General features: G+C 44.4%; 15 protein-coding genes. 10 read left to right on the plus strand and 5 right to left on the minus strand.

Annotation, left to right across the window (positions count from 1 at the left end; genetic code table 11):
- Positions 1-52 precede the first annotated feature (52 nt).
- From NSQ66_RS15365 to NSQ66_RS15395, 7 genes are all read left to right on the plus strand, one after another.
- Positions 53-1795, plus strand: coding sequence for a histidine kinase (locus tag NSQ66_RS15365; RefSeq protein ID WP_076141241.1), 1743 nt, complete (start codon positions 53-55; stop codon positions 1793-1795).
- Positions 1711-3375, plus strand: coding sequence for a response regulator (locus tag NSQ66_RS15370; protein ID WP_141118475.1), 1665 nt, complete (start codon positions 1711-1713; stop codon positions 3373-3375). Before NSQ66_RS15365 ends, NSQ66_RS15370 begins: the two co-directional genes overlap by 85 nt.
- Before the next feature lie 8 nt (positions 3376-3383).
- Complete coding sequence (locus tag NSQ66_RS15375; protein ID WP_036677205.1) at positions 3384-5126, plus strand: extracellular solute-binding protein; 1743 nt, start codon at positions 3384-3386, stop codon at positions 5124-5126.
- 227 nt (positions 5127-5353) lie between these two features.
- On the plus strand, positions 5354-8704 hold the full coding sequence (locus NSQ66_RS15380) for a glycoside hydrolase family 9 protein (RefSeq protein ID WP_076141242.1): 3351 nt from the start codon (positions 5354-5356) through the stop codon (positions 8702-8704).
- 121 nt (positions 8705-8825) lie between these two features.
- The gene (locus NSQ66_RS15385) at positions 8826-9785 is read left to right on the plus strand and encodes an ABC transporter permease subunit (RefSeq protein ID WP_051490977.1); all 960 of its coding nucleotides are present in this window, start codon (positions 8826-8828) and stop codon (positions 9783-9785) included.
- 13 nt (positions 9786-9798) lie between these two features.
- A complete protein-coding gene (locus tag NSQ66_RS15390; protein WP_081383287.1) occupies positions 9799-10734 on the plus strand; it encodes a carbohydrate ABC transporter permease in 936 nt (311 codons plus the stop codon).
- A gap of 90 nt (positions 10735-10824) precedes the next feature.
- Positions 10825-12387, plus strand: coding sequence for an ABC transporter substrate-binding protein (locus NSQ66_RS15395; RefSeq protein WP_076141243.1), 1563 nt, complete (start codon positions 10825-10827; stop codon positions 12385-12387).
- A gap of 102 nt (positions 12388-12489) precedes the next feature.
- On the opposite strand, the gene NSQ66_RS15400 is transcribed toward NSQ66_RS15395, so the two are convergent.
- From NSQ66_RS15400 to NSQ66_RS15415, 4 genes are all read right to left on the minus strand, one after another.
- The gene (locus NSQ66_RS15400; protein ID WP_036677200.1) at positions 12490-14250 is read right to left on the minus strand and encodes an ABC transporter ATP-binding protein; all 1761 of its coding nucleotides are present in this window, start codon (positions 14248-14250) and stop codon (positions 12490-12492) included.
- Positions 14250-16001, minus strand: coding sequence for an ABC transporter ATP-binding protein (locus NSQ66_RS15405; protein WP_036677198.1), 1752 nt, complete (start codon positions 15999-16001; stop codon positions 14250-14252). The genes NSQ66_RS15400 and NSQ66_RS15405 overlap by 1 nt, the downstream gene beginning before the upstream one ends.
- Positions 16002-16120: 119 nt before the next feature.
- Positions 16121-17176, minus strand: coding sequence for a HAMP domain-containing sensor histidine kinase (locus NSQ66_RS15410; RefSeq protein WP_081383663.1), 1056 nt, complete (start codon positions 17174-17176; stop codon positions 16121-16123).
- Positions 17173-17847, minus strand: coding sequence for a response regulator transcription factor (locus NSQ66_RS15415; protein ID WP_036677195.1), 675 nt, complete (start codon positions 17845-17847; stop codon positions 17173-17175). The genes NSQ66_RS15410 and NSQ66_RS15415 overlap by 4 nt, the downstream gene beginning before the upstream one ends.
- A 324-nt stretch (positions 17848-18171) precedes the next feature.
- Here NSQ66_RS15415 and NSQ66_RS15420 point away from each other — a divergent pair, with 324 nt between their 5' ends.
- Positions 18172-19137 (plus strand): aldo/keto reductase, encoded by a 966-nt coding sequence (locus NSQ66_RS15420; protein WP_036677191.1) that lies wholly within the window; start codon positions 18172-18174, stop codon positions 19135-19137.
- A 36-nt stretch (positions 19138-19173) separates the two neighbouring features.
- Positions 19174-20025 carry an aldo/keto reductase gene (locus tag NSQ66_RS15425; RefSeq protein ID WP_036677189.1) on the plus strand — a complete coding sequence of 284 codons (852 nt, stop codon included), beginning with the start codon at positions 19174-19176 and terminating at the stop codon, positions 20023-20025.
- Positions 20026-20144: 119 nt separating this feature from the next.
- On the opposite strand, the gene NSQ66_RS15430 is transcribed toward NSQ66_RS15425, so the two are convergent.
- Positions 20145-21641: a glycoside hydrolase family 43 protein gene (locus NSQ66_RS15430; protein WP_076141244.1), complete on the minus strand. Its 1497-nt coding sequence runs from the start codon at positions 21639-21641 to the stop codon at positions 20145-20147.
- Positions 21642-21815: 174 nt separating this feature from the next.
- On the opposite strand from NSQ66_RS15430, the gene NSQ66_RS15435 reads away from it, so the two are divergent.
- Positions 21816-22730, plus strand: coding sequence for an ArsR family transcriptional regulator (locus NSQ66_RS15435; RefSeq protein ID WP_036677185.1), 915 nt, complete (start codon positions 21816-21818; stop codon positions 22728-22730).
- Positions 22731-22817: the final 87 nt, after the last annotated feature.

A 22817-nucleotide genomic window follows, 5' to 3' on the forward strand; every position in this document is an offset into this window, starting at 1 on the left:
CCATTGTAAAATACAGGTTGAGGTGTAATTACAAAACAAGGATGGAAATCCCATGCGGATCAAATTTAATATTTTTCAGAAAATGTTAGTGTTATTGCTGATTCTGCTAACTCCGGTTGTGGCGCTGTACTATTATTCTACCTCTAAGAGCATCAACGTCATACAGGAGGAGCTTATCAAAGCCAGCCTGAACCGGATGGAGCTTTTCGTGGCACAACTGGATGCCAGCATTGAGAAGTTCGACTTAGTCTCCGCACCTATGCTCGTTGACACGAACGTGCTGGAGTACCTTTACAACCTCAACATGAGCGATTATTCCCTAATGAAAACAAGGCTGCTGATCCAAGAGAAGCTGTCGCTGGCCAGCGCATCGGGCAACTGGCGCAATGACGTAACCGTCTATTTCCCGCAACGAGACGATAGTATTTCTTCTTCCCCCTCCTATGAATATGACCTTAAAGAGTTTGAAAGCCGATTTTCGCTAGGGTGGAGCTACAGCGAAGATTTGGAGATTGGCTCCGGTTTTACTCGAACTTATGTCACTACGGGTTACAAACCAGCCCGTCCGGACGATCTGGATGTTGCCGTTCGCATTAACCTCTACAAGTGGAGCTTCGAAAATTTGCTTGATACCTACAAATCTGGTCACTCTGACAACCCGTTTTTTTACAAAGAAGGACATGCCATCATCGCCAGCCGGTCCGCAGATGGGCCCAAGATGGACCAAATTATCACGGAATTAGGCGACAGGATCAATAGCCGGGATTCAAGTTTTTTAATTCATTCCTTCGACGGCAGGCCTTATCTGATTACCTATTATTATTCCAATATTCTTGAGTGGCATCTCGTCGATTCTGTTCCACTTAACCAGATTATCGGACCTATCAAGCAACAGCGGTTATTGTTTGGAGCTTCTTCGATTATTTTGCTCCTATCCTGTATTACCGCCGCGTCTGCCTTGTACTGGAACGTACATCGGCCTATCTTTCAACTTGTGCGTGCGGTGCAGCGGATTAAGGAAGGCGATTACGCCTACCGCCTGCCGAAGAAATCAAACAATGAATTCACGTTCCTGATGCAGAACTTTAACGAGATGGCGACGCAGATCCAAGATCTCATCGAGAATGTCCTACAATCGCGTATCCTTGCGCGCGATGCTACGCTAAAACAGCTACAAGCACAGATTCATCCTCATTTTCTGTACAATTGTTTAGGTTTCATCATTAATATGACCAAGATGGGAAAGAATCGGGCTGTCATAGACATGGCGTATCATCTGGCCGACTATTACCGGTATACGACGCGAATGGATAATCAAGGAGTCAGCCTGGGGGAAGAACTGGCGTTCGTGCGCATTCACCTCGAGATTCTTCGGCTTCGCAATGAGACGCTGTCCTACAGCATCGAACTGCCTGAAGAGTTGGCGGAGCTGCGAATTCCCCGGCTTCTTATCCAACCGATCGTGGAGAATGCGATCGTGCATGGACTTGAGAACGTCGAATATCCAGGCCGGGTTGAAATTAGAGTTTACGTCAATGAAGACCAATTGCACTTGGAAGTGGAGGATAACGGAAAAGGATTAAATAAAGAACGGATGGACCAACTGCAAATGGAGCTTCATATTCCGGCCAGCGAATATGCAGGCTGCGGTCTTTGGAACGTATATCAAAGACTGCAAGGCAACTTCGGTTCAGACGCTCAAATTGAGTTTTGCCCGTCCAGACTGGGGGGGCTAAACGTGAGGCTGATTTGGAGACTTGGGATGAAAGACGAAACGAAGGAGGAAGAGCAATGAATAGCCTGCTTGTAGTTGATGACGAGAAACATTATGCGGACAGTCTGGCAGATACAATTCCATGGGCGACACTTGGTATCTCCCGCGTTTGGAAGGCTTACAGCGCGAGCGAGGCACTTGCTCTGATAGACACCTTCCCCATTGACATCCTTATGACGGATATCCGTATGCCGCGCATGAACGGCCTGGAACTGATCGAACAGGCCAGGCTTCGTATTCCAGGGCTGAAGTGCCTGCTGCTCACAGGTTATGCGGACTTCGATTACGCCCGAAAAGCGATTGAGCTGCAAGCGCTCGATTACCTGATGAAGCCCGCGAAGGACGAGCAGCTACTTACGGCAATGGGCCGGATCATTAAGCAGCTTGAGCAGGAGCGATCAATCGAACAGGGCTTCCGTATCTACCGAGACAATAGTGCAGAACTGAAAGCAGGGTTGTTGCTCAAAGTGCTCAGCGGAAATCTGAATAGCAAGGCGCTTGCAGAGAAGTTAAAGCTGTTTGACCTCCCTCTTCCGATACCAGGTCATGTCTCGATGTGCCTGGTCCGATTGGGTTCCCCCTTCGATGGACAAGACCTCTATTCGCAGTCACTGATCCGGTTCGCGGTAACAAACATGCTGGAAGAATTGCTGATGGACCGCTATGACTGCTGGTCGGCGGCGGATGATGAAGGAAACCTGCTCGCTTTGGTATACGACCTGTCAGGAGCACCACCCGATCCGGAATGGGTGCTTGAGCGGATAGAGCGATTAAAGCAAGAAGTACAGAGTTTGCTTAAAGGTAAAATTTCTGTAGGGGAAACCGACTGTCTATTCCCGGAAGGACTGCAAGCTAGTTATATGACAGCTAAATCGCGATTAGATAGTGACGGTTTTTCGGGTGGGCAGGTGCCAGAGCGGAATGAAGAGGAAGCGCGTCTTATGCGCAAGCTGTATGAAACGCCTCTGCTGACACATCTTTTGGAAACGGAGCAATGGGAAGCGGCGGAAGCTAAGATCCGAGCGTTCGTGTCACCGCTATTGCATACGGGTTCACCTAACCTCATGCGCGACGTCTTTTTCTTTCTCTCCAATGCCTTCCAGTATATCGCGAATCGCAGTGGCAGGACGCTGGCCCAAATGCTCACTCCTGAGCAATCGGCTTTCGTTAAAGGAAAAGCGATGCTGCACGCGTCGCAGCTGGAAAGCTGGGCGCTCGACTTACTACGCACACTTCGCGATAAGCTAGGGGAGGAGACCGAGGACCACAGCCAGGTGATCGTCCGGAAGACGCAACTCTACATCCAGAAAGAGCTGGACAAGGACTTATCACTTACTTTGCTGGCCAAACGCGTCTTCGTACATCCTAACCATCTGTCAAAAATCTTTAAGCAGTGTACAGGCACTACCGTATCCCAATATATTTACGAGCAGCGTATGCTCAAAGCCTGCGAGGTGCTCAAGCATACAAATAATAAAATCTACCATATTGGTGAAAGTATTGGCTATCCCAATACCAACTGGTTTATTCGGAAATTCCGTGACTATTATCAGGTGACACCGCAGGAATTCAGGGATAGATACCGATCGGGAATGGAGTGATTGGGCCGGTGAAGAAGCAAAAAAGAAAGGCCAGATTTCTATGGGCAGTTCTGAGCGGAGTACTGCTAGTTTCCGGCTGTTTAAGTAACACAGGGAAAACGGCACAGAACAGTACATCCAATGGGGAAACGAAGCCGGTATGGGACTTTAAATACGATCCGCCTATAACCATCACAACAGGAATCGTGGACGAGAATCGGCCTAACGCATTCAAGCCAGATGAGAGCCTTACAGACAACGTGCACACCCGCTGGATGGAAGATAATCTGGGAATCGTCACGAAGTTTGATTGGATTGTCAGCAAGTTCGAGGATGCAGATACCAAAATTCGGCTGGCGCTGGCTGTGAATGGCAAGCTGCCGGACACCCTTAGCGCTGAAGGAGACATCCTGAAGTATCTGCTGAAAGCCGACAAGCTGCTTCCGCTGGATGATGCCATCGAGAAGTATGCGCATCCTAAGCTAAAAGAAGCGCTCGAGAAGTACGCTTATACTATGGCAGAAGTGACCAAAGACGGCAAGATATATGGACTTCCCCGTTTTAGTGCAGGAGATGAGGGAACGGTCATGTGGATCCGTAAGGATTGGCTTGAGAAACTGTCGCTGAACCCGCCTACGACGATAAGTGAGTTGGAGAACGTGCTGAAGGCATTTTCTGAACAAGATCCTAATGGGAATGGTGAAGATGACGAAGTTGGTCTGGCGGTTCCGCTAAAGGAAGGTCCCTGGAGCTGGATGGGGCAGACAGATGCGATCGCCGGAGCTTTTTCAAGGCAGATGATTAGCACGTCTGACATCAAACTGTTCTGGAATGAGGACGAGAAGGGCAGCTTGATGTTTGGCGCCGTACATCCGGATGCTAAGAAATACCTGGAAACGATGGCGTCCTGGATGGCGAAGGGCTACATGGACAGAGATGCAGGCATGCAGGACCCGAGCCAAGCGTCCGAACTGGCGGTTAACGGAATGGCTGGTGTCATGTTCGGCCCGTTTTGGATGGGAGCCTGGCCGCTCGGCGATACAGTGAAGGTCGACCCGGAAGCGGATTGGGAGGCTTATTCCGTTCCTGCCGGACCGGATGGGTTAAAGGGCAAGGCACAAAAGCCGTTGTACGGTATCTATACGGTGTTCAGCAAGGATTTCACGAATATGGAAGCCTGGTTCGCTTATTATAACAAGTTGCTTGCCAAAAATTTCGGACCGGATGATCCGTACTTCGATCCCCGATTCGCACAAGGGTTTCACGAAGGTTACGATTATGTGATCATGAACGACAAGGTCATTACTGTCAATTTTGCGACTGAAGGCGTGCCGAATGATAAGTGGCCGCTTGCGGACGGGTCTTCAATGGATATGCGCTGGATGCTCTATCCGCTGACAGGTGGCGCTCCAGCCTTGCCTTATATGAATGCGGATGCAATCAGAAAATTATCTGAAAATTCGGAAGCCATAGTGACGACGCCGATCGAACAAGCCATTAAAGGTTTGAATTCGGCTCAACTTACGGCGGCTGGGGTAGCGATTGCCGAGCAGGGACTCGAAATCCCGAACCGGTACCACGGACCTTTAACGGACGGGATGGAGAAACACGGAGTGTTCCTGCAGAAACTCGCAACGGAGAGTTATCTGAGCATCATTTATAGCGAGAAGCCGCTCTCCTACTTTGATGAGTTCGTAGCCCAATTTTACAAGAATGGCGGCGACGTAATCACGAGAGAAGTAAATAATTGGTACATGGAAAACAAGCCATAATATTGTGGCTTGTTTTCTTCTATGTTCCTTTATTTCTTCTATATAACAGGATTAACTTATTGAATTAAAATGATTTTATTAGAAAGCGTTTTCAATAAAAAGAGGTGATGGTATACGAAGCTAATCATAGAGTAACTCTCACAACTAAGTGTAAACTTTCGAACTGAGTTTTGTTTGAAGCGGAGCGAAGCAGTTTATGCTCACAAAACTTTTTAGGAGGAGAGGTAATGAGGAAAAAAGTAAGCGTGTTTCTGGCATTAACTATGTTTGTGACTATCTTTTTTTCAAATCCGATCAAGACTAATGCGGCAACCCCCGAAGCGCCTGCAGGATGGAGAGACTTACTAGATTACCAAATATTCAGTAATATATCCGATGGCTGGGCAGGAGATAGCGGGTTTGGATTGGAGACGGAGAACAGCAAGCTGCCCATAGATTCTACAGCAATGTACAATGGATTGCCTTCATTATTGTTGAATGCGAAGACGCCTACCAGTCCTTCCTGGTACAACGCTTTAATTACGGTTGCCGGCTGGAAAGCGTATGACTTTACCTCTTATCATCCAAATGGATTCCTTGAGTTTAATATCAAAGGAAATGCGGGTGGAGAGTCCTTTTTACTGGGCTTCAAAGACCGGGTATTCGAAAGAGCTGCCGGCAATGAAATTACCACTACAGTAAACATTAACAACTACGTCAGCATTACTACAAGTTGGACCCATGTGAAGATCCCGTTAAAGGATCTAATTCAGGTCTCCCAAGGAATTGATGTATCTTCCATAGATGCATTATCCATCAAGAATAATGGTTTTCAACCTTTAAAAGTCTGGCTTAATGACATTAGGGTTACGTCTCCCGATAAGGAAAAAGAGTACGCACCCATCAAGGTCAATCAATTAGGTTATCCCGTAGATGGAGTAAAGCAAGCGCTCGTAACCGGTTTTGAGGATGTGCTCACGGTCGATGCAGGTACTCCGTTTAACGTTATTAACGCCACAAATAATTCCACAGCTTACTCCGGAACGCTTGTACTCACCAAGAATTATGATGCTATTGACAGCGGGGAGCGTATTTTTACCGCCGATTTCACAAATTTAACGATTCCGGGAAAATATTATGTTTCAGTTCAGGGTCTTCAGAATTCGCCCAAGTTCACTATCAGCGAAGCTAACGAAATCTATGAACCCTTTTTAAATGACGTAACGAGATACTTCTATTACCAGAGAACCGGGATTAATATTACCAGCCCATACACTCAAAATTATCAAAGAACAGATTTTACTCCTGACACCGCAGTGCCTTTAATGTCCAATCCTTCCATCAAAAAAGATGTTTCCAAGGGATGGTACGATGCGGGCGATAAAGGCAAGTACGTTAACGCAGGAGCCAAAGCCTTGTCGGATCTCTTCTGGGCCTATGAAATGATGCCGGAGAAATTTACGGACAATCAATTTAATATTCCTGAGAGCGGAAACGGCATTCCCGACATCCTGGATGAGGCAAGATGGGAACTGGAATGGATGCTCAAAATGCAGGATGCTGCAACTGGCGGTTTCTATGCGCGAGTGACCTTTCAGGATGACGACAATATGGTAGACAGAGAAATTATCGATAAGGATACGGTAAGCTCGCGTACTGATATCAAAACGACCGCCGATACAGCTACCGCAGCCGGTGTATTGGCACATGCCTACTTAATGTATCAGAATATTGATCCGGCTTTTGCCCAAAGTTGCTTGGATGCGGCAATAGACGCATGGGGGTACCTGGAAGCACATCCGGAAAATATTCGGACGCCTAACACGGGCAGATGGCCTTACGATGTGACGGATGACGCTTCGAATCGTCTGTGGGCTGCTGGCTCTCTGTACCGATCGACCGGCGATGCCGAATACAACGATTATTTTCTGGCGAATTACACTGATATGGGAATATTTTTTGAGGATACCCTTGATTTCGCCAGTGGTTGGGCAAACACCTGGAATACAGGCTTCTTCAGCTATCTGAAAGCCGCTAATCCGGACTCTGGAGTCTTAAGCTGGTATTCGGATAAATTCCAGCAATGGTTCAATGACAAAGTGAGCAGATACAACGACAGCCCTTGGAAAAGCATCATAAAAGATGGTAACTACTATTGGGGAATCACCATGCAGGTTGCGGACACACCGATGGAAATGATCATCGGTACGAAATTGCTGGGAACTTTTGAGAGCAACCGCGCTATCATTAATGAGATTAACAATAGCCAGTTAGACTGGATTCTGGGGCAGAACCCGGTAGGCGTATCTTTTGTATCAGGTTACGGCGATAACAGCGTGAAATATCCGTTCAGCATCATGTATAGAACGGATGGTTTACCTGGTGTACCTAAGGGATATCTGGTCGGAGGACCGAATAAATACTCCAACGACATAACTGTAGGAAACCAGATATCAAGATTTGCAGCCAAAAACTATACCGATAACTTCCAAGAATGGACTACAAATGAACATACCGTTTATTGGAATTCAGGGTTGGTATTCATTGCCGCATTCGCAACCGGAAATAGCAGCAACTCGACCATTAATCCAACGACTGCTGCCTTTGATAAGAAAACCGCAAATCAAGCTGATATTCCGGTGACCCTAACGTTGAACGGCAACACGCTCACCGACATTAAGAACGGTACGACATCTCTGGTTGTGGACACAGACTATACCGTTTCGGGTAACACGGTCACTCTACACAAGAGCTATCTCGCGCAGCAGCCAATCGGCACGGTCAACCTCACTTTCCTGTTTAACGCCGGTTCATCTGCTACGCTATCCGTTGCTGTGAACGATTCGTCGGTTATTAACTCGACGATCAGTCCGACGACCGCTGCCTTTGACAAGCAACCCGCGAATCAGACCGACATTCCGGTGACCTTGACGCTGAACGATAACACACTCATCGGCATTAATAATGGCACGACTGCCCTAGTTGCTGGTACGGACTACACCGTATCAGGCACGACAGTGACGATTCAGAAGGCATATCTGGCTGCCCAACCGGTGGGAACAACAACGCTGACGTTCAACTTTAGCGCAGGAGTAAGTGCGAATCTTGAGGTCTCCGTGGTCGATACCCCCACTGCCGAAAGTGGTTCTATCAAAGTGCAGCAGTACAATTCTCCTGTTACGGCAACGAGCAATTCGTTGAGCCCTCGGATAAAGCTGAAGAACACCGGTACCACTGCCATCAATCTGTCCGACGTGAAGCTTCATTATTATTACACGATCGATGGGGAGAAGGACCAGAATTTCTGGTGCGATTGGTCCACTGTCGGCAGTAGCAACGTAACTGGCGACTTCGTCAAGTTGCCGGCTCCTTTGACAGGATCTGATCATTATCTGGAAATCGGCTTTACGAGCGGAGCCGGAAGTTTGGCAGCTGGAGCCAGCATTGAGCTTCAGATCCGCGTGAACAAGACCGATTGGACGAACTACACGCAGACGGGAGATTACTCCTTCGATCCGACCGATTCGACTTACATCGATTGGAGCCATACAACTGGCTATATCGCAGGCGCTCTTCAGTGGGGAACAGAACCTCAATAAGTAACGTCACAATTGACGTTACGGCTCAATAGTGAAAACCTGAACTCCCCATTACCGCCTAAACAACGGTGTGGGGAGTGTGTAAGACAGTGAAAGGAGTGCAACAACTCTATTGAAAGCTATGCCGCTTCCTACAAATAGGAAACCAATACGTACTGTACGTAATTTTTCCATCGTGAAGAATATTCGTACTTACTGGATGTTCTACGCAATGATGCTGCCGGGAATCGTTCTGCTTGTAATAAATAACTACATCCCTTTGTTCGGGATCGTTATTGCCTTTAAAACAATCAATTACCAGGACGGTATCCTGGGAAGCCCCTGGACAGGGATGAAAAATTTCGAATACCTGTTTGCCTCGAAGGATTCGTACATCATCATTCGCAACACATTGCTTTATAATTCGCTGTTTATTGTATTGAACATGGCGCTTCCTCTAGGGTTCGCCTTGATGCTTAATGAGATGAAGAACCGCTTCCTCTCGAAGCTACACCAAACGATCATGTTCCTGCCATACTTCCTGTCGATGATCGTCATCTCGTACTTAGTGTATGGGTTCATGAGCGACGAGCGAGGATACTTCAACGGCACGTTGCTGCCGGCGCTTGGTCTTGATTCCGTACGCTGGTACTTCACGAAAGAAGTGTGGCCGATCGTTTTGCCGATCATTAACACGTGGAAGAACATGGGGTACTACACGGTTGTGTATATGGCAGCAATCATTGGTATCGACGAGGAGTACTACGAAGCCGCGACAATTGATGGGGCAAACAAGTGGCAACAGATCAAGAAAATCACGATTCCCTTGATCATGCCTGTCCTCACGATTATGACTTTGCTGCAGGTTGGCCGGATCTTCAATGCCGACTTTGGCCTATTCTTCCAAGTGCCACGTGAATCGGGGGCATTGTTCCCTGTGACAAACGTTATCGATACCTATGTCTACCGCACCTTCCTGACCGTTGGGGATATCGGACTTTCCTCAGCAGCAGGCCTGTTCCAATCAGTCGTTGGTTTCATCTTGGTTTTTGTATCTAATTGGGTCGTTCGCCGCTTTAACCGCGAGAACGCGCTGTTCTAAGAGAGGAGCCCTTATGACCAATACAATGAGTAAATCCTTATCTGGGTCCAATCCAAAGAATCAGCTGTCGGGATGGGCGTCAACCCTCATCAACATCTTCTTTGTCATCTATTCGGCGCTCTGTATCCTACCGCTTTTGCTGATTCTTTCGGTATCGTTCTCCGATGAGCAGTCCGTTATGACACACGGATATCGATTTATGCCCGAAAATTTCAATCTGGCAGCCTATCGATTCCTAATGAAAGATATCAGTCAAATCGTTCATTCCTATGGAATCTCACTAACCGTCACGGTGATAGGTACGATACTAAGTGTCATCATAATAGCTCTGTATGCGTACCCCATTTCACGGAATAATTTTCCGCAGGCAAAGTATTTTACATTTTTTGTTTTTCTAACGATGCTGATTTCCGGCGGCTTAGTCCCTTGGTACTTGGTATACGTACAGATGCTGGAATTAAAAGATACACTTTGGGCACTGATCATGCCGCTGATCATGTCCGCATTCTGGGTACTGATCATGCGCACTTTCTTTAAGGAGACCGTACCTGAAGCTGTGCTGGAGTCAGCAAAAATAGATGGGGCAGGGGAGCTACGGATATTTATCCGAATTGTATTGCCATTATCTCTGCCGGTTCTGGCAACCGTTGCACTGTTCCAAACACTGACATACTGGAACGACTGGTTCCTAAGCCTAATGTTTATTACAGACAACCACAATATATCCGTGCAGTACTTTCTTTACAAGATGATGGTCAACATCCAGTACTTATCCAGTAACCCGAACGCGATGGCTGAAATTACCCGAGCTGGCGGAATGATCAACTTCCCGAGTGAAACCGTGCGTATGGCGATGGTGGTTGTAGGTGTTGGACCTATTGTATTTGCTTACCCGTTCTTCCAGAAATACTTTATCAGAGGCCTGACAGTAGGCTCCGTTAAAGGCTAAGATTGCCGATCACTTACGTGGGCACGGAAACGGCTAAAACCAGTATATGGTTTAGCATATCATTCTATTTTACGGGGGGATTACTTGAAAATGAAGGATACGAAAAGCAAGGCTTCACTGCTTCTCACACTGATGCTTATCTCAGCAGTAGGCACTACGGCTTGCGGCAATTCAAACAACTCGAACAACGCTACACCGGATAATGCCGGAAAAGAAAGCGCCACACCGAGCTCATCAGCGAATTCAACCACCGATAACACATCCAATGAGCCCTCGAAGCTGGAGCCTTATAAAATAAAGTTGGTCTACGAAGGAGCTCCACAGGCGGACGAGGCTATCGTCGAGGAAGCGCTGAACAAGATCTTGACCGAAAAAATCAACGCGACGGTAGATATCGCACCAATCGATTGGGGAGCATGGGATGATAAGACTAACCTCATCATCGCTTCTCGAGAGCCCGTAGACATTCTATTTACAGCCTCATGGAACGGGTATGCAAAGAACGTTGCCAAAGGTGCTTACTTAGATCTCGGTCCCTTGCTCGATCAGTATGGCCAGGGCATTAAGGATAGCTTAGATCCAGCTTTTCTCGATGGCTCCAAAATCGGCGGCAAAAATTATGCAGTCCCTACGAATAAAGAATTGGCATCGTCAGGGGGCATTGTGTACCGGAAGGATATCGCTGATGAACTCGGCATTGACATGAGTAAAGTGCAAAAGATCGAAGATTTAGATGCCGTTTATAAGATCGTTAAAGAGAAGAAGCCAACCATGTATCCGCTGTATACAACGGGTGGCACGTTCGCCTCTCACTCCTTTGTGGAATTGGATTTTTTAGGTGATACGACGATACCTGGCGCTATCGATAAGAATGGCACGGAAGCGACAGTCAAACCGGCCGAAGAGTATCCACAATACTTAAATGCATTAAAAGTAACCCGTGATTTCTTCCAGAAGGGGTATCTTAACAAAGATGCGGCCACTTCCCAAACGTCATCCCTTGATGCTTATAAGACGGGCAATGTATTTTCCACTGTAGAGCCTCTTAAGCCAGGCAAAGCAGAAGAAATCGCATCCGCGACAGGACTTGATGGCAAGCTTGCACAAATTACTTTAACAGGTAAAACGGTCGCCACATCGGAGACTACCGGCGCCATGTTAGCCATCTCATCAACGTCTAAGAACCCGGAACGCGCCATGATGCTGATTAACCTGCTTCATACAGATCAAGAGATTATTAATCTGCTTAACTTCGGTATTGAAGGTACACACTTTACACTTAATGGTAATGTTATGACGCAGACGGAGAAGTCAGGACAGTACGCACCGGGCGTCGCTTGGGAGCTGGGAAATCAATTCCTGAACTATGTCTGGAGTTCGGAAGCTCCAGACAAGTGGGAGCAGTTCAAAAAGTTCAACGAAGGCGCTAAATCATCGCCGGCACTGGGCTTCACCTTTGACAGCGAGCCAGTCAAATCCGAAGTCGGAGCACTAGCAAACGTTCTAAGAGAATATCAAAAGATGCTTGAGACCGGCTCGGTTGATCTGGACAAAGAATTGCCGAAATTTATCGCCGCCCAAAAATCGGCCGGCCTAGATAAAGTCATTGCTGAAAAGCAAAAACAGCTTGATGAATTCCTTGCCAGTAGATGATATGTGTTCATAGCAAATAAAGGACCTACTCATTGTTCTGGATAAGAACAATGAGTAGGTCCTTTTGACTTTCGCTATATAATTCACAGTGTCAACTAGGCTTTAAGAGGCTTGGTCGAATTGGCTATTATAAAGCTCCGCATAAAAACCATTTTTGGCAAGTAGTTCTTCGTGGCTGCCGCTTTCCAGGATATCGCCTTCCTTCAGAACCAGAATTACATCGGCGTTCTTAATGGTTGAGAGTCTATGCGCAATAACAAAAGAGGTTCTTCCCTCCATGAGCTTATCCATTGCCTGCTGAATCAAGAGCTCTGTTCTTGTATCGACTGAGCTTGTAGCTTCATCGAGGATGAGCATTGGGGCATTTTTGAGCATCGCGCGGGCGATCGTAAGCTGTTGCTTTTGGCCCGTGGATAAATTAACCTTGTCATTTAGTATGGTATTATAACCGGCACTTAAGGTCTGAATGAAATGATGCAAGCCTACCGACTTACAAGCATCTTCAACTTCTTTATCGGTTACACCTGTTTTGTTGTACACTAGATTTTCTCTGATAGTGCCCTCAAAAAGCCAGGTGTCCTGCAAGACCATACAGAATAGATCATGGATGTTTTCTCTTGTTAAGCTGCTGATGGGGGTATCATCAATATATATTTCTCCGCCCTTTAATTCATTAAACCGTATTAGAAGATTTATCAGTGTAGTTTTACCTGCGCCGGTAGGACCGACTATAGCAATTTTTTGCCCAGGCTTAATCTCTGCAGAAAAATCTTTAATCACAAGTTTATCTGAATTTTCATAAGCAAATTGCACATGTTCAAAATCAACTTTGCCCACAGCAGTTTTAAGATGTCTTTCTTTATGACTTTCATTGTCCATTTCGTCAGCATCGAGGAACTCAAAGACACGTTTGCTTGCCGCGGAAGCCGATTGCAGACTTTGTGCGGCTTGAGCAATCTGAGAGAGCGGTTGTGTAAAGTAACGGACATACAGTATAAAGGCTACAATGACCCCAAAGGATATCGTTCCGTTCATAGCAAGTACAGCACCAACTACACAAACGGCCACAAAACCTAGATTGCCTATAAACATCATAATCGGCATCATAAGACCGGAGAGGAACTGCGCTTTAAATGCACTATCTTTAAGATTCATATTCAGGGATTCAAATGTATTGCGCATTTGCGATTCACCATTGTAGGCTTTCACTACAGTATGTCCTGTATATACTTCCTCCACATGGCCATTGATTTTCCCTAAGTATTCTTGCTGACTTTGAAAATACTTTTGGGATTTTTTCATAATTGCCGCTATGAGGCCAAAGCCAATGATAGTTGCAACAACCGCCGTAATAGTCATGATCACATTTGTTTTGAACATCATGATGATGGATCCCGTAAAGAGGGCAAGGGCAGTTACCAGTGTGCCGACGCTTTGGTTTAAAGCTTGCCCGATCGTATCCACATCGTTGGTAACCCGGGACAGGATGTCACCGGTTGTAGAATTATTATAATAAGAGATCGGAAGTTTGTTCATTTTGCGTGAGAGATCGGCTCTTAAGTTTTTGGAGACCTTTTGCGTAACTGCGGACATAATTAATCCTTGTACCAAAGATAACACAGCGCTAAGGATATAGATAAATACAAGGAAAAGGCCGATAGAAGTTACTGCTTCCATATCAATACCGGTGACGAGGCCCGCAGTGATCAAGTCTGTCATCTCCGAAAGCTTATCCGGTCCAAGCAGAGTCAGAACCGTACCGATTGCTGCACTAATAATAGCTATAAGAACTACAGGGATATATTTTCTGCAATAGTGGAGAAGTTTGCTCCACGTGTTGAGTTGCTCTTTGCTTTTGTTCATTAAGCTAGCTCCTCCTTTGAAAGTTGTGAGTAAGCAATCTCTTGGTAGACATCACAGGTCTGCATCAATTCATCATGTGTTCCCATGCCTGCCATTCGTCCGGCTTCCAGTACAATGATTTTATCTGCGTCTTTGATTGTACCGATCCGCTGCGCAACGATTAGTATCGTCGTACCGCTAGATTTCTTCTTCAATTCACTACGCAATTTGCGATCCGTCTTATAATCAAGTGCTGAGAAGGAATCGTCGAAGATCAATATTTCAGGACAACGGGCAATGGCTCGGGCAATGGAAAGACGTTGCTTTTGACCGCCAGACAAGTTCGTACCGCCTTGAGAGACATGAGCCTCGTAGCTTCCTTCCATCTTTTCAACAAAATCTGAAGCTTGAGAGGTGTAAATGGCATCTACAACATCAGAGGACAGATCACTGCCATTGTCGCCAAAAGCAACATTAGAGCTCACCGTGCCGCCAAACAAAATCGCTTTCTGAGATACATATCCCATTTTATTGCGCAGTGCAGTTTGCTCATATTGGTTAACATTAATACCGTCCACCAACACTTCACCTGCTGTAGCATCATAAAAGCGAGGGATCAGGTTCACTACAGTACTTTTTCCGCATCCGGTTGAACCGATGAAGGCCACAGTTTCTCCTTTTTTCACCGTAAAGCTGATATCCTCAATAACGTATTCTTCTGCATCCGGATATTTAAAGCTGACTTTTTTGAATTCGACTTCACCCAACCGATTTGTCTTGGAGGTAGTAAGTGATCCGTTCTCTAAGCTTGGCTTAGTATCCAACACTTCATTGATTCTTTTAGCGGATACATGGGCACGAGGCATCAGGATAAAAATCATGATCAGCATCATGAATGCCATAACCACCTGCATCGCATAGGATGAGAAGACAATCATATCTGAAAATAAGCCCATCTTCGCCGTACCATTGGCATTTTGAATCAAAATAGCACCAATCCAATATATTGCGAGACTTAAACCGCTCATAATGAGAGAAATACTTGGCATCATCATGGACAGTACATTGTTGGCAAATAAATTCGTTCGGGTAAGCTCGCTGTTGGCTACGCTAAATTTATCTTCCTGGTAACTTTCCGCATTATAAGCACGAATGACACGAAGACCGGTAAGATTCTCTCTTGCAACACGATTAAGATTATCAGTCAGTTGCTGCAATTTTTGGAATTTCGGAAGCACAAGCACGATCACTATGCCGACAATAAGAATCAATACCCCAATTGCGACACCGGTAGCAAGCGACCACTGCCAACTCTTGCCTGTAATTTTGAGCATTGCCCAAACGGCAAGGATGGGAGCCTTCACCAGCAGTTGCAGACCAATGACAATCAGCATTTGCACTTGTGTAATGTCATTCGTTGAACGGGTAATTAAACTAGCTGTAGAGAAGTTGTTGATTTCTTCCATAGAAAAAGACTGTACCTTATCAAACAATTTGGAGCGTAATCTTGAAGAGAAGTTAGCGGCAATTTTAGCGGCGATCCCTGCCACTATGATTGATGTGGCTAAGCTGCCGAGGGCACAGAGCAACATCCAGCCTCCGGCTGCAATGATTTCGCTCATTTCGCTTCCTGGTATCTGTACAAGACGAGTAATCTCGCTCATATAACCGGGCAATTCCAGATCCAACCATACCTGTGTAACAATGAATAGGATGCTGATACCGATTAGGGCCCATTCCTTCGGTTTTAAGTACTTAAGTATAGTTACCATACATCTGACTCCTTTATGTGGTGTTGCTTATATGATAACGAATGAAGATAAACTGAAAGTTAACTTTTCTGAAAAATGAAAAAACCCTGAAAGAACGATGAGGTTCTCCAGGGCTCGTACTATATTCCAATTGGAATCGTTACTGTAAATGTGGTTCCTTGTAATGGAATGCTTTCGCAAGAAATGGTTCCATTGTGTAGATGAATGATTTTTTTAACAATTGCTAATCCAAGTCCATTGCCTGCAGTCGAGTGGGAAGTATCCTGCTGATAAAATTTATCGAATATCTTGGGAAGAGCCTCCGGATGAATACCGCTTCCGCAGTCACGAACTAGAATCACCACGTTATCTTCGTTTCTCTTCATGTTAACTTCAATTTCGCCATGTTCAGGAGTGAATTTGATCGCGTTATCCAATAAATTTAACCAAACTTGATTTAAAAGCTCCTTATTGCCGGAGAGTTCATAATCCTGAATATTAACATTTAGCTTCAGGTGCTTCTTCTCAAATTTGGCAGCTAGCAAAAGCACAGATTGGCGAATTTGTTCCCCAACATTAAACCTCATTTTGTTTGTCAGAATCTTTTGCGTCTCAACCTGTGTCAGCTCCAGTACATTCGAAGCAAGGGAGGCAAGTCTGGTCGATTCCTCAATGACAATATCTAGATATTCATTCCGTTCTTCTTTGGTAAGATCATCGTTCTTTAAGACTTCGGCAAATCCCTTGATAGATACAATCGGTGTTTTGAATTCATGGGAAAAATTATTCACAAAATCGGTTCGCAGAATTTCGATACCCCCAAGCTCTTCAGCCATCCGGTTAAAATTCTCTGATAAAATTTCAAACTCTGGCGGGCTTTTGAGCTGGAGCCGCATGGAGAAGTCACCGCTGGCAAGACGCTCTGTGGCCTCAATAAATATCCGGATGGATTTTACCATTTTCCGGCTTGTGATGGCTGATATCGTGGTACCGATAATTGTACAAGCGATTAATACCATTATGGGTAGTACGAATCCATCCTGGGCAAGCTCTTCGTTCAACAAACCAAAAACCTGTGCGAGAAAGAAGAGTAGTCCTGTAATCACAACGGTAATAAGAAAGATGAAAAATATGATAAGGGAAAAATAGATGGGAAGGCTGATTCTGTTGTTAAGCTTGTTACTTATTTTGCTCACTGGCTTCGCACCGCCTTGTATCCAAGACCTCTGACGGAAACCAGTTCAAACTCTGGATAAGCGTCAAACCGTTTCCGCAGACGATTGATGTGCACATTAACGGTTGTATCCGTACTTTCACTTTCCATGCCCCATATTTCGTCCATAAGCTGGATGCGCGTGAAAATCCGTTCAGGATAGGACAATAACTTATACAACAAATAGAATTCTTTTTGCGGAAGCGTTTGTTTCTCGTCCTCCCGGGTTACTGTCAATGCGTCATAATCAAGGATCACTTTACCCACTACTAATTTACGGGCACTTGCGATTTGCGAACGGCGAAGCAGCGCTTGGATTCTGAGCAGCATTTCTTCGGTATCAATGGGTTTGGTCATATAATCATCAGTTCCAATCCGGAACCCCTTTTTCTTATCTTCAGGCAGCTGTTTTGCTGTAGCCATAAGAATGGGGACCAAGCTATCGGCATCTCTTACTTCCTTGGCGAATTCATAACCATCCATATTAGGCATCATAATATCCAGAATGATCAGATCAATATGTTGTGAATCTAGGACCTCCAAAGCTTTAACTCCGTCTTCAGCAGTTACTACATCGTATCCTTCGCGTTTCAGAACAGCTTCAAGAAGTCTTCTTACATGCTTATCATCTTCAACAACGAGTATGTTAATCATTACTGTTCACTCCAATAGTAGGTTTGTATCCATTATTACCTGTGGGGAATTTGTTTTAAAGGGAGCAGAATCAATATTTATCTAATCTTAAGATTCGGTTTGAAATCCTTGTAGTCGCTATAAAGTGACTCATATATCTGTCTATTCGTTAAAATGAGAGGAATAGGCAATGATTTAATACTATTATGATATCTGTTTTGTGAAAAATTGTTGCATACTAAAATAGTACCCAAACTAATTTAGCTGAATTAACGTGCTGAAAATAATGCAGACTACGTTGAACGTTGAACTTTGACTGAACTTCATGCGAAAGGAAGATCTCAGATGCAAATGCGTAAATTAGGAAATAGTGGCTTGGAAGTTTCGGCAATAGGGCTTGGCTGTATGGGAATGGATCATGCCTATGGAAAGCCAGCAGATCGTAATGAAATGGTTAAATTAATTCGCAGAGCAGTTGAACTAGGATGTAATTTCTTTGATACTGCTGCTTTTTATGGACAATCCAATGAGGAATTAGTAGGCGAAGCTCTTGCACCACAAAGAGATCAAGTTGTGATTGCAACTAAATTTGGAATTTTAGGACAAGAAGCTGTAGACGGTCAACCTCAACTTATTTTAAATAGCACACCAGATTCTATTCGTGAGCAAATAGAAGGTTCATTAAACAGGCTGAGGGTCAATTGTATTGATTTATATTATCAGCACCGAGTGGATCCGAATGTCGAACCTGAAGCTGTCGCAGAAACAATGAAAGATTTAATAGCTGAAGGGAAGATTAAAACATGGGGTGTCTCAAATGCACCGATTGATTATATGAAACGAGCACATGCTGTTTGTTCGATTACTGCAACCCAAAATCAGTACTCCATGATGTGGCGTGAACCGGAAAAAGAGTTGTTTGAACTTTGTGAAGAGTTAGGAATTGCTTTTATCGCTTACAGTCCATTAGGAAATGGTTTCTTAAGTGGTAAATATACTAAGGAAACCAAATATGATGAAGATGACTATCGAAGTTTCATGGGAAGATTCAAACCTGATGTGATTGATCATAACCAAGTGTTATTAGATTTAATTACTCAAGTTGCAGAAAGTAAAAATGCAACACCGGCTCAAGTCGTATTAGCGTGGGAATTAGCTCAAAAACCATATATCATTCCAATTCCAGGCACTACAAAATTAAACAGATTAGAAGAAAACCTATATGGAGCTGATCTGAAATTAACAAAGGAAGATGTAGATAGACTAAATGAAGCTTTGTCTAAAATGGAAATTGATAGTACACACTTCTAACTAGAGGTGTATCATCAACTAATAGGAGGATTTTTTATGCAAAAAGTTATTTTGAACAATGGTGTTGAAATGCCGATACTTGGTTTTGGAGTTTTTCAAATTCAAGATGAAGCTGAATGTGAACAAGCTGTTTACGATGCGATCATGTCAGGTTATCGACTGATAGATACCGCAGCCTCTTACCTAAACGAAGAAGCGGTGGGAAGAGCCATCAAACGGAGTGGAGTACCAAGAGAGGATCTATTTATTACTACGAAATTATGGGTTCAAGATACCGGATACGAACGTACAAAGGAAGCATTTGAAAAATCCCTTTCAAGATTGCAACTTGATTATTTGGATTTGTATTTAATTCATCAGCCCTTTGGCGACGTGCATGGTTCTTGGCGGGCGCTGGAGGAATTGTACCGTGAAGGAAAAATCAGAGCGATTGGCGTAAGTAACTTCCAGAACGATCGTCTGATTGATTTGATTATTCATAATGAAGTAACGCCTGCCGTTAATCAAGTTGAAACACATCCATTCTGCCAACAAATTGAAAGTGCTGCATTCATGAAAGAAAACAATGTTCAGATCGAATCATGGGGTCCATTTGCTGAAGGTAAAAACAACATGTTCCAGAACGAAGTTTTAGTATCAATAGCTCGAAAATATAATAAATCTGTTGCCCAAGTGGTTTTACGCTGGTTGACGCAAAGAGGAGTTGTTGTGATTCCAAAGTCTGTCCGGAAAGAAAGAATAATTGAAAACTTTAATATCTTTGATTTTGAATTAAATTCAGAGGATATAGAACAAATTGCGCTGTTAGACACAAAAGAGAGTTTGTTCTTTTCACATAGAGATCCTGTAATGGTAAAAGCGTTAAGTACTAGGAAGCTGGATATCTAATTTTTCTTAGGATCTTATTGGTTTTGATAAAAGATGGGTTAACCATAATTAAGGGGTTAACCCATCTTTTATTTATAAGAACACCCTTAGCCTTGTACAGTTCATTCTAATTTGGAGGTTTAAGAATAAAGGCAGCTAAAATTTGTGAATATCGCATTATAATCTTGGTCTTCTCCAGTGGCGTACAAACCAATAAGCACACCTGTGAATCCTCCGGCTATTTCAGAGGATAAATATTTGGTTTGCGCAGCTCCGAGTAAGATCTCAGTACCGTCTACCTGGATATAAAAGTGATAATGCGTTGGACTGCTTTTGACAACTAATGAAGCATGGTTACATTGACCTATATGTTTTGTTTTTGCAATGGATTTGATATCTCCGATATTCAGCCGTTCGATAATCTCATAACCCTCTGGATGTTTACGCAAGGCCAAGTCATAATGGTGATTTTCGTCCATGTAAAGCGTAATTCCGGCTTCACCATTCGTAAGGCTGACTTCGCATGAAATAATCGCGTTAAAGTCTTTTTGACGAATACCAATAAATGTCGGGGTAGCCGGGATATCTAACGTTATTGGAGTTCCTTTAAGCTTTATTTTATCAGCTTCTAACCGATAATTTTCTGTAACCGGGTGACGCAGGTAACACCAGTCCAAATTCCAATCTGTGTTCTCGAACGTATAGACTTCTTTCTCCTGCTGAATGACTGTGTCCGCAATACGATCAGTCTCGAAACTTATTAGAGTGGTACCTTCATGACCTGCTGTAAACCATCCATCCTCGCCAAAGGTAATCGGAGTTAGAAAAACCTCACGCCCCAAATGGTGATAGGTAAGATACTGACCAGTCTGCCGGAATCCAAGATGTAACAGCCACCAATCCCCCTCATGATCTTGTACCAAATCTCCGTGACCAACACCCTGAAGCTCGTAACCGCCTAAATTTCGATTAGTCAATACGGGGTTATGCGGATAGGCTTCGAATGGGCCAGCAGGAGAATTGCCCCTTGCATAAGTGACCATATGCCCATATTCGGTTCCGCCCTCAGCTGCTAGCAGATAGTATTGTTCATTAATTTTGTATAAATGAGGACTCTCCAAATAACGCCCACCGGATCCTTGCCAGATTGAACGGCTTGGCGACAGCTTCTGCCCAGTTTCAATTTCAATTTCACATTGGATTATACCATTAACTCCGTAATCGTCTGTCCCATTACTCATGAAATACGTTTTGCCGTCTTCAAAATACAAGTCCGGATCAATACCGCCTTGATCTACATTAATCGGATCAGACCATTCGCCGTAAATATTGTCAGTCCAGACATAGAAGTTCTGGCGCAAAGTGTCATTAGTGGTCGTCATGTAGAATCGTCCATTATTGTACCGCAGGGTGGGGGCGAATACACCACCGGAGCTGTCCACAGTATCCAGTTGAATCTGGTTCTTTCGGGTTAAGCAATGACCGATTTGGGTCCAATTAATTAAATCTTTGCTTTCAAAAATCGGAACACCGGGAAAATACTGAAAGGAACTGCAGACCAAATAATAAGTGTCTTCAACTTTACATGCGCTGGGATCAGGATAAAACCCTTTGATGACCGGATTATTGTATTTCATTTCTCCACCTCATTAATAAATTTATATAAATATGAATTCAATATATTTAACTACTAAGAAAATTAAACACTATTGCTTATGGGTTTTCAATGAATCGGGGTTGAAGATATACGTTATATTTATTAAATTAATATATATGTAATTTCAATAAGCACAGGTCAGGTGATTATGATGATGATCAAAGCAAACGGTGAAGCAAAATTCATGGCGTTGTATGAAGCGCTGGCAAGCGAAGTCAGATGGAGGATTATGAGCCTCATTGCAGATAATGAAATGAATGTGAAGGAGATCGCGGCTAAGTTAGAGCTTAGCCCTTCCATAGTTACTATGCATATCCGAAAGCTCGAACAAGCTGGACTTATAGGAAGCCACAGGGTACGCCTAAACGGAGGAACGCACAAAATGTGCTTCCTTAAACAAAAAAGAGTTGAGATCGAACTCCCCACTGCCACTCAAACCCCGAGGATCAGAGAGCAGACCATTTCAGTCGGTCATTATACTTCGTTTGATGTTCAGCCTACATGTGGTCTTGGGACACAAGAGAAAGAAATTGGGGTTTGGGACGATCCCCGCTATTTTCTGGATCCCGAGCGGGTCAACGCCGGCATTTTGTGGTTTGGGAGAGGTTACGTAGAGTACAAAACGCCTAACTACTTACTTCCCGGTCAAATGCCCGACGCCATCGAGATTTCAATGGAAATTGCTTCTGAAGCCCCGGGCTTGAGAGATCATTGGCCTTCGGATATTGAGTTCTTTTTTAACGGTGTGAAGCTTGGAACTTGGACCAGTCCGGCAGACTTTGGAAGAGCGGCACGAGGCATATATACTCCGGATTGGTGGCATCGGAATGTAAATCAATACGGGTTATTGAAGACGATCCGCATTGATACTTCGGGCACATTTATTGATGAAGAAAGGATGTCGGACATTACTGTCGCAGATATTTTGCTACGGGAACAATTCTGGACGCTTCGTTTCGCAGTTGACGAGAAGGCTGTTAATGTTGGTGGTTTGACACTTTATGGGGCTGGATTCGGTAATCATGACCAAGATATTTTAATTCGTGTGTACCTAGGAACGATGACCTAATGAAGCAGGATATTTCAGTTATAGTTGTTTTCTCCATGCAGTTTATCAGCTGGAGCTGGTAAACTAACCATATATTGAAGGAGTTGA

The sequence above is a fragment of the Paenibacillus sp. FSL H3-0329 genome, from assembly GCF_037963285.1.
GTDB lineage: Bacteria > Bacillota > Bacilli > Paenibacillales > Paenibacillaceae > Paenibacillus_AQ > Paenibacillus_AQ odorifer.